We start from the raw sequence: 9,066 nt of genomic DNA on the forward strand, positions 1-9,066 counted from the left end.
GCGCTGCGGCGTCGATGTCCGCCAAGCGCAGCACGTCGTCATTCATGCGGATTTGCGCTGCACATAAAGTCCGACGTGGTCGGCGACGGGCACCGGTGGCCCGCCCGCAAGACCCGCGCCGGCCGCCAGCGCCAGCACATCGGCCGGCGACAGGCGCACCGCCAGCGGCGGCCCCGGTGGCGGCGGCACCGGCAGGAATTCGACGATCGCCAGCACGCCGCCTGGCCGCAGCGCCCGCGCGATCTGCGCCAGCACGCTCGCCGCCCTGCCAGCGCCTGCCAGGTGATGCAACACCAGCGCCAGCAGCACGCCGTCGATCGAGCCATCCGCCAGCGGCAGCGGCGCCGTCAGGTCCGCCCGCACCGCCAGCAGCGGCAGGCCGTGCGCCTGCGCGCGCAACCAGGCGAGACCCTCGACCCAGCGGTCGACGGCCAGCACCGGCGTGCCGCGCCGCGCCAGCGCGAGGCTCCAGTCGCCCCGCCCGCAGCCCAGACCCAGCACGCAGCCGGCGCCGGCCAGCGCATCCAGCACCGGCGCATGGGCGACGAAATCGAAACTGCTGTGCTTGCCGGGCGCGCTCGGCGCGGCGACGGGATCGGGCGGCTGCATTAACATGCCGTTGAAAAATCTTTTTCAACGGCATGTTAGGGCAAGCTAGGGATGGTTTGCCCGCAAATCAAGCGCGTCAGGCGCTTGATTTGCGGAGGTTCATTGCGGACATGTGCCGCGACGAGCCGAGTTGAAAAAGGGCAGGAAGCCCTTTTTCAATGGCTTGTTAAACTGTCGAGCAATTCCTCAGGCGGTGCGTAGGGTAACCGGCGCCGCCGCACGCTCACTGCCGGCCACCCCATGTTCAACAGCCTCACCGAACGCCTCGAAGCGACCGTGCGCCGCCTGCGCGGCCAGGCCTACCTCACCGACGACAACATCGCCGACGCGCTGCGCGAGGTGCGCATGGCGCTGCTGGAAGCCGACGTGGCGCTGCCGGTGGTGCGCGGCTTCATCGAGCAGGTGCGCCAGGACGCCATCGGCCGCGAAATCGGTAAGAGCCTCAACCCCGGCCAGTTGCTGGTCAAGCTGGTGCACGACCGGCTGGTCACGCTCATGGGCAGCGCCAATGAGGCGCTGAACCTCGCCGGCGCGCCGCCGGTGGTGATCCTGATGGCCGGCCTGCAGGGCTCGGGCAAGACCACCACCAGCGCCAAGCTGGCTCGCCTGCTGCGCGAGCAGAAAAAATCCGTCTTGCTGGTCAGCGCCGACGTCTACCGCCCGGCCGCCATCGAGCAGCTGCGCGTGCTCGCCGAGCAGGTCGGCGCGCAGTTCCAGCCGAGCGACGTGAGCCAAAAGCCGGTCGACATCGCCCTCGGCGCGGTGGCCGAGGCGCGGCGACGCGCCATCGACGTGGTGATCGTCGACACCGCCGGGCGCCTGCACGTGGACGCCGACATGATGGCCGAGATCAAGGCCATCCACGGCGCGGTGAAGCCGCTCGAAACACTGTTCGTGGTCGATTCCATGACCGGCCAGGACGCCGTCAACACCGCCAAGGCCTTCCACGAGGCGCTGCCGCTGACCGGCGTCATCCTCACCAAAGCCGATGGTGATGCGCGCGGTGGTGCGGCGCTGTCGATCCGCGAGGTCACCGGCGCGCCGATCAAGTTCTTGGGCGTCGGCGAGAAGATCGGCGCGCTGGAGCCGTTCCATCCCGAGCGCGTGGCGTCCCGCATCCTCGGCATGGGCGACGTGGTCAGCCTGGTCGAGGACGTGCAGCGCAACATCGACCGCGAGCAGGCGGCCCGCCTAGAAGACAAGCTGCGGCGCGGCAAGGGTTTCGACTTCAACGACTTCCGCGACCAGCTCAAGATGGTGCAGAACATGGGCGGGCTCGGCAGCCTGCTCGACAAGCTGCCGGGCATGAGCGGCATCAACCCGCAGGCGCGCGAGCAGCTCGCAAATGGCAAGCAGCTCAAGCAGATCGAGGCCATCATCAACTCGATGACCGCCAAGGAGCGGCGTTTTCCGGACCTGATCAACGGCTCGCGCAAGCGGCGGATTGCCGCCGGCGCCGGCGTGCAGCTGCAGGACGTCAACCGGCTGCTGAAGCAATTCGAGCAAAGCCAAAAAATGATGAAAAAGCTCGGTCGGCCCGGCGGCATGAAAAAACTCATGCGCGGCATGGGCAACATGCGCGGCGGGTTTCCGGGGCGCGGTTGAGTTTGTGCCGACACGCCCATAGAATTTACGGTTCGCCGCCGCCGGCCAAGCCCGGCCCGGCGCCTCAACAGCCAGCAGGAAAATCCCATGGTGACCATTCGCCTTGCCCGCGGCGGGGCCAAGAAACGGCCGTTCTACCGCGTCGTCGTGACCGACAGCCGCAACCCGCGCGACGGCCGCTTCATCGAGCAGATCGGCTTTTTCAACCCCATCGCCGGCAGCGCCGAACAGCCGACCAAGATCGATCTGGCGCGCGTCGACTACTGGCTGGGCGTCGGCGCCAAGGCCAGCGATCGCGTGGCGGCGCTGCTCAAGCAACTGCGCAAGGCCGAAGCTGCCGCCTGATCGGCACGGCCACGCCGACATGGTCGTGCTGGGGCGCGTCGGCGCCCCGCATGGCGTGCGCGGCTGGTCGCAGCTGTGGTCCTTCTCGGACCCGCCGCAGGGCCTGTTGCAGCACCGCCGCTTCGAGGCGACGCGCCGCGGGCAGCGGCTGGTACTGGAAATCGCCGACAGCCGGATGCAGGGCGACCGCCTGCTGGTGCGCTTCGTCGGCGTGGAAGATCGCGATGCCGCGGCGCGCCTGACCGGCTTCGAGCTCGCCGTGCCGCGCGCGGCGCTCGAACCGGCGCCGGCCGGCAGCTGGTACTGGCACGACCTCGTCGGTCTTGCCGTGGTGACGGTGGACGGCAGGCCGCTCGGGCGGGTCGATCACCTCATCGAGACCGGCGCGCACGACGTGCTGGTGGTGCAGGGCGAGCGCGAGCGGCTGATTCCGTTCGCGCTGCCGCAGGTGGTGAAGAAGGTCGATCTCGAGGCCGGCCGCATCGAGGTGGACTGGGACGCGGAGTACTGACGCCGGTGCGCATCGACGTCATCACGCTGTTCCCCGAGCTGGTGCAGGCGGTGGCCGGCAGCGGCGTGGTCGGGCGCGCCATCGGGCGCGGCATCGCCAGCCTGCACGTGTGGCAGCTGCGCGATTTCGCCACCGACCGGCACCGCACGGTGGACGACGCGCCGTTCGGCGGCGGCCCGGGCATGGTGCTGAAGGCAGAACCGGTGCTGGCGGCGATCGCCGCGGCGCGGGCGGCGGCGGCGCAGCCGGTGCGCGTGGCGTACCTGTCGCCGCAGGGTCGGCGCTTCGATCAAGCGGCCGCCTGCGAGCTGGCCCGCCGCGAGCGCCTGCTGCTGCTGTGCGGGCGCTACGAGGGGCTCGACGAGCGGGTGCTCGAGCTTGCAGTGGACGAGGAGTGGTCGTGCGGCGACTACGTTCTCAGCGGCGGCGAGCTGCCGGCCATGATGATGATCGATGCTGTGGTGCGGCTGCTGCCGGACGCGCTCGGCGATGCGCAGTCGGCGCAGCAGGATTCGTTCATGCACGGCCTGCTGGACCACCCGCACTACACCCGCCCGCAGGTGCTGGCCGGGCGGGCGGTGCCGCCGGTGCTGCTCAGTGGCGACCACGCGCGCATCGCGCGCTGGCGGTTGCAGCAGGCGCTGGCGCGCACCTGGCGGCGGCGGCCGGATTTGCTGGAACGGATGGTTTTGACGGACGAGCAGCGGCGGCTGCTGGATGAATACCGGGCCATGGCCGATACTGACGGCCACTGTCCGGCCTTGGACAATCAGGAGTAGGTGACATGAACATCATCGACCAGCTGAACGCTGAGCAGATGACGCAGACCGTGCCGGACTTTCGCGCCGGCGATACCGTGCTGGTGCAGGTGAAGGTCAAGGAAGGCAACCGCGAGCGCCTGCAGGCCTACGAGGGCGTGGTCATCGCCCGTCGCAACCGCGGCCTGCATTCGTCCTTCACGGTGCGCAAGATGTCGCACGGCGAGGGCGTGGAGCGCGTGTTCCAGACCTACAGTCCGCAGATCCAGAGCATCGAGGTCAAGCGCCGCGGCCGCGTGCGCAAGGCCAAGCTGTACTACCTGCGCGGCCTGCAGGGCAAGGCGGCGCGCATCCGCGAGCGGCTCGCGGCGCGCACGCCGACCGCGGCGGCCGAATAAGACCCACCCCGATGCGGCCGGCGGCAAAGCCAGCCGAGTTCATGGCCAGCATGCCGACACCGCTCGGCATGCTGGGCCTTCGCAGCAACCCGGATGGACTGTGCGAGGTCGGCCTTCTGGCCGACGACGCGCCCACGTGCCGGCCCACCGACCCGCTGCTACTGGAAACCATGCGGCGGGTCGAGGCGTACTTCGCCGGCGCCACGGCCGATTTCTCGGACCTGCCGCTGGCGCCGGAAGGGACCGCGTTCCAGCACCGCGTGTGGGCGGCGCTGCGCGCCATCGCACCCGGCCACACCCGCCGCTACGGCGAGTTGGCGGCGGAACTTGGCACCGCGCCTCGGGCCATCGGCGGCGCCTGCCGTGCCAATCCGCTGCTGTTGGTCGTGCCCTGCCATCGGGTGGTGGCCAGCGGCGGCGACGGCGGCTTCATGGGCGCCGCGCACGGCCCGTGGCCGCAGCGCAAGCAGCAGCTGCTGGCGCATGAGCAAAAACACTTCCGCGCCTGACCGCCCGCGCCGCCGCACATTGCGCGCGCCCGGTGGCGCGCCGCTCGATCCCCTCATCGAACGTTTCCTGGACGGCCTGTGGCTGGAGCGCGGCGCCAGCCGCCTGACGCTGGCCGCCTACCGCGGCGATCTGGCCGCCTTCGCCACCCACCTGGCCGCCCGCGGCGTGACCCTGGCCGGCGCCAGCCGCGCCGACCTGCTCGCGTATCTGGCCGCGCCCGCCCAGGCGGCACTCGCGCCGCGCTCGCTAGCGCGCCGCCTGTCGGCGCTGCGCAGTTTCTACCGTTACCTGGTTCGCGAGGGGCTGCTGCAGGAAGACCCGAGCGCCCGCATCGACTCGCCGCGTCTGGGCCGCCCGTTACCCAAGACGCTCAGCGAAGACGATGTCGAGCGCCTGCTGGCCGCGCCAACCGGCGACACGCCCGAAGCCGTGCGCGACGCCGCCATGCTGGAGCTGCTGTACGCCAGCGGGCTGCGCGTGAGCGAACTGGTCGGCCTGCGCCTGGCGCAGCTGGACCTGAACCGCGGCGTGCTGGTGGTGCTGGGCAAGGGCGCCCGCGAACGCCTGGTGCCGGTCGGCGAGACGGCGCTGGCGCGCATCGAGGTCTATCTTGCCGCGGCGCGCGGCGCACTGCTCGCCGGACAGATCAGCGACGCCCTGTTCGTGACCCGCCGCGGCGGACCGATGACGCGCCAGGCGTTCTGGCAGCGCCTGCGCCTGCATGCGCGCGCCGCCGGCTTCGAGCGTCTGCCCTCGCCGCACACCCTGCGACACGCGTTTGCCACGCATCTGCTGAACCATGGTGCGGACCTGCGGGCGGTGCAGATGCTGCTCGGCCACGCCGATCTTTCCACCACGCAGATTTACACCCACGTGGCGCGCGAACGCCTGAAGGCCCTGCACGCGCGGCATCACCCGCGCGGCTGAGCCTACAATTCACGCCTGCCCCCACCCGCAACCGGAAACCCGCATGAAACGCCTCGCCGTCGGCGCGCTCGCCGCACTCACGCTGCTGTGCGCCACGGCGCGCGCCGACACCCCACCGCAGCTCGCCGCGGCGCTGGCCAAGCTGTCCCCCGACGCGCCGCCCACGTCGGTGCAGCCATCGGCCGTCGCCGGTCTGTACGAGGTCATCTTCGGCAGCAGCGTTTACTACTTCAGCGCCGACGGCAAACACATGCTCGGCGGGCCACTGGTGGAGGTCGCCAGCCGGCGCAACCTGTCGGCCGTCGCGCTGCAGAAGGTCGAGCGCGAACAGTTCGTGCCCAAACGTCTCGCCTTCCTGCGCGAGCTGCGCGACGACGACGCCATCGTGTTTCCGGCCGCCAAGCCCAAGTACCGCGTGACCGTGTTCACCGACATCGACTGCGGCTACTGCCGCGAGCTGCACCGCCACATCGACCAGTACAACGCGGCCGGCATCACGGTGCGCTACGTGGCCTTCCCGCGTGCCGGCGAGGGCTCGGAGTCGTTCCACAAGGCCGAAGCGGTCTGGTGCGCGGCCGACCGCAAAGCCGCCCTCACCGCGGCCAAGTCCGACAAACCAGTACCCAGCAGGGCCTGCAAAAACCCGGTGGCCGACCAACTGCACGCCGGCGAGCGGCTGGGCGTGACCGGCACGCCGGCCATCCTGCTCGACGACGGCCGCCTGCTGCCGGGCTATTTGCCGCCCGAGGAACTGCGGGGCGTGCTCGACCAGCCGGCGAGCTGAAGCTGAAGGACGCCGAAAAATTCCAGCCCCGGAATTTTCAGTCAGGGATAAGCCATTGATTCAGGGAGCGTCGCGCGGGCATGTACCGCGCGACGGCGGGCTTAAAAATTCAATGGATGGAATTTTTCAGCCCTTCCCCACTGCGGCGCAGTACCTGACCCCACCGCAACAGTCCCCTGTCGGCCGCCCGCCGGGATGGCGACCGGCGACTTGGACGATTTGATCGCAATCGCTCACCGGCGAGCGCGTGTGGATACCATCGGCGGCCCCGCCGGCACCGAGCCGGCCCAGCCAAACCCCAGGAGAACACCGCATGGCCGCCCAGCCACTGTCCGCCGAGCAGCTCTACACGCCCTGTGCCGTCGAGCTGATCCCGTATCAGACGACTGCCGAGGTGGCGGCGCCGGTGGACGTAGTGGGCCAGCAGCGGGCGCTGGCGGCGCTCGAGTTCGGCACCGGCATGCGCCGCGACGGTTACAACCTGTTCATCCTGGGCGCGCCGGGCTCCGGCCGGCACGGCGTGGTGCGGCGTTTCCTCGAGCAGCGGGCGGCCGGCGAGGCCACGCCGGCCGACTGGTGCTACGTGCACAACTTCGATGCGCCGCACCGGCCGCGCGCGCTGCGCTTCGCCTCCGGGCAGGGGCGGCGCTTTCGCGACGCCATGGCGCAGCTGGTCGAGGACCTGCAGGGCAGCATCCCGGGCGCCTTCGAGGGCGACGAATACCAGGCCCGCCGGCGCGTGGTGGAGCAGGAATTCAAGGACCGCCACGAGCAGGCCATCGACGAGATCCGCGAACGCGCCCGCGCCAAGGACATCGCGCTGATCACCACCCCGGGCGGGTTCGCCTTCGCACCGCTGGCGGGCGGCGAGGTGATGTCGCCGGCGGCTTTCCACAAGCTGCCGGAGGAGACGCGCAAGCGCATCGAGGCCGACATCGAGCAGTTGGAGCAGGAACTCGGCGAGCGTCTGCGGCGCCTGCCGCAGTGGCAGAAAGAGGCTCGCCGGCGCATTCGCGAACTCGACCGCGAGGTGGCGCTCGGCGTGGTGCAGCCGGCGGTGGCGGAACTGAAAGCGCAGTTCACCGACACGCCGGGCGTGGCGGAGTATCTGGACACCGTGTGCCGGGACGTGGTCGACAACGTCGGCGACTTCATGACGGCGCGCGAGGACGCCGGCCCGCGCCCGCCGTTTGCGCCCGAGCCGAGCTTCACGCGCTACGAGGTCAACCTGCTGATCGAGCACCCGCCCACGCGCGGCGCGCCGGTGGTGTACGCGGACCTGCCGAACTACCCGAACCTGGTCGGCCGGCTGGATCACCAGGCGCGCTTTGGCACCTTGTTCACCGATTTCACGCTCATCAAGTCCGGCGCGCTGCACGAGGCCAACGGCGGCTACCTGCTGCTGGACGCCATGCGTCTGCTCACGCAGCCGTACGCCTGGGACGCCATGAAGCGCGCGCTACGCGCCAAAGAGCTGCGCATCGAGCCGCTCGAGCGCGCCATCGGTCTGCTGACCACCGTGTCGCTAGACCCGGAGCCGATTCCGCTCGAGGTGACCGTGCTGCTGATCGGCGACCGCCGCCTGTACTACCTGCTGGCCGAATACGACCCCGAGTTCGCCGAGCTGTTCAAGGTGGCGGCGGATTTCGAGGACGACCTGCGCCGCAGTCCGGACCTGGTGGCCGATCTCGCCCGGCTTTTGGCCACGCAGGCCAACCGCGCCGGCCTGCTGCCGTTTTCGGCCGCCGCGGTGGCGCGCCTGATCGAGCACGCCTCGCGCAGCGTGGGCGACGCCCAGCGCATGGACGTACGCCTGAATTACCTCACCGACCTGCTGACGCAGGCCGACTACTTCGCCCGCCGCGCCGAAGCCAGCCAGGTACAGCCCCTGCACGTGCAGCAAACCATCGACGCCGCCCAGCACCGCGCCGGGCGCATCCGCGAGCGCGTGCAGGAGGCCATCCTGCGCGACACGCTGCTGATCGACACCGCCGGCGAACGGGTGGGCCAGATCAACGGCCTGTCCGTGCTGGGCCTCGGCGGCGTTATGTTCGGCCGGCCGAGCCGCATCACCGCCCGCGTGCGGCCGGGCTCCGGGCGCGTGCTCGACATCGAGCGCGAGGTAGAGCTCGGTGGGCCGCTGCACTCCAAGGGCGTGCTGATCCTGTCGAGCTTCCTGGCCGCCCGCTACGCCACCGGCGAGCCGCTGTCGCTGTCGGCGAGCTTGGTGTTCGAGCAGTCCTACAGCGGCGTCGACGGCGACAGCGCCTCCAGCGCCGAGCTGTACGCGCTGCTGTCGGCGCTGGCCGAGGCGCCGATCCGCCAGTCGCTGGCGGTGACCGGCTCGGTGAACCAGTTCGGCCAGGTGCAAGCGATCGGCGGCGTGAACGAGAAGATCGAAGGCTTCTTCGACATCTGCCTGGCGCGCGGCCTCAGCGGCGAGCAGGGCGTGCTGATCCCGGCCTCGAACGTGCAGCACCTGATGCTGCGCGTCGACGTGCGCGATGCGGTGGCGGACGGCCGCTTCCACATCTACGCCGTGCGTACCATCGATGAGGGCATCGAGCTGCTGACCGGGCTGCCGGCCGGCGTGGCCGATGCCGAGGGCAACTACCCCGA

10 protein-coding genes are annotated in these 9,066 nt (G+C 70.4%); 9 read left to right on the top strand and 1 reads right to left on the bottom strand.

The window, feature by feature from the left end:
• Positions 1–42 precede the first annotated feature (42 nt).
• The gene (locus PHC73_RS07965) at positions 43–609 is read right to left on the bottom strand and encodes a methyltransferase domain-containing protein (RefSeq protein WP_300126521.1); all 567 of its coding nucleotides are present in this window, start codon (positions 607–609) and stop codon (positions 43–45) included.
• A 240-nt stretch (positions 610–849) separates the two neighbouring features.
• Here PHC73_RS07965 and ffh point away from each other — a divergent pair, with 240 nt between their 5' ends.
• The 9 genes from ffh to PHC73_RS08010 all read left to right on the top strand — a co-directional run.
• The gene (gene ffh, locus PHC73_RS07970; RefSeq protein ID WP_300126523.1) at positions 850–2,214 is read left to right on the top strand and encodes a signal recognition particle protein; all 1,365 of its coding nucleotides are present in this window, start codon (positions 850–852) and stop codon (positions 2,212–2,214) included.
• An 87-nt stretch (positions 2,215–2,301) separates the two neighbouring features.
• A complete protein-coding gene (gene rpsP, locus PHC73_RS07975) occupies positions 2,302–2,559 on the top strand; it encodes a 30S ribosomal protein S16 (RefSeq protein WP_300126525.1) in 258 nt (85 codons plus the stop codon).
• 19 nt (positions 2,560–2,578) lie between these two features.
• Positions 2,579–3,070: a ribosome maturation factor RimM gene (gene rimM, locus PHC73_RS07980; protein WP_366949835.1), complete on the top strand. Its 492-nt coding sequence runs from the start codon at positions 2,579–2,581 to the stop codon at positions 3,068–3,070.
• Between the two features lie 5 nt (positions 3,071–3,075).
• Positions 3,076–3,849 carry a tRNA (guanosine(37)-N1)-methyltransferase TrmD gene (trmD, locus tag PHC73_RS07985; RefSeq protein WP_300126529.1) on the top strand — a complete coding sequence of 258 codons (774 nt, stop codon included), beginning with the start codon at positions 3,076–3,078 and terminating at the stop codon, positions 3,847–3,849.
• Positions 3,850–3,854: 5 nt separating this feature from the next.
• Positions 3,855–4,226 carry a 50S ribosomal protein L19 gene (rplS, locus tag PHC73_RS07990; protein ID WP_300126531.1) on the top strand — a complete coding sequence of 124 codons (372 nt, stop codon included), beginning with the start codon at positions 3,855–3,857 and terminating at the stop codon, positions 4,224–4,226.
• Positions 4,227–4,267: 41 nt separating this feature from the next.
• On the top strand, positions 4,268–4,735 hold the full coding sequence (locus tag PHC73_RS07995) for a methylated-DNA--[protein]-cysteine S-methyltransferase (protein WP_300126533.1): 468 nt from the start codon (positions 4,268–4,270) through the stop codon (positions 4,733–4,735).
• Positions 4,710–5,663 (top strand): site-specific tyrosine recombinase XerD, encoded by a 954-nt coding sequence (gene xerD / locus PHC73_RS08000; RefSeq protein WP_300126535.1) that lies wholly within the window; start codon positions 4,710–4,712, stop codon positions 5,661–5,663. The genes PHC73_RS07995 and xerD overlap by 26 nt, the downstream gene beginning before the upstream one ends.
• Before the next feature lie 43 nt (positions 5,664–5,706).
• Entirely contained in the window at positions 5,707–6,447 is a 741-nt protein-coding gene (locus tag PHC73_RS08005; RefSeq protein ID WP_300126537.1) for a thioredoxin fold domain-containing protein, read from the top strand.
• Positions 6,448–6,760: 313 nt separating this feature from the next.
• Positions 6,761–9,066, top strand: a 2,306-nt coding sequence (locus PHC73_RS08010) for a Lon protease family protein (RefSeq protein WP_300126539.1), incomplete at its 3' end; no start/stop codon positions are given.

The sequence above is a fragment of the Immundisolibacter sp. genome (assembly GCF_028696615.1).
Lineage (GTDB): Bacteria > Pseudomonadota > Gammaproteobacteria > Immundisolibacterales > Immundisolibacteraceae > Immundisolibacter.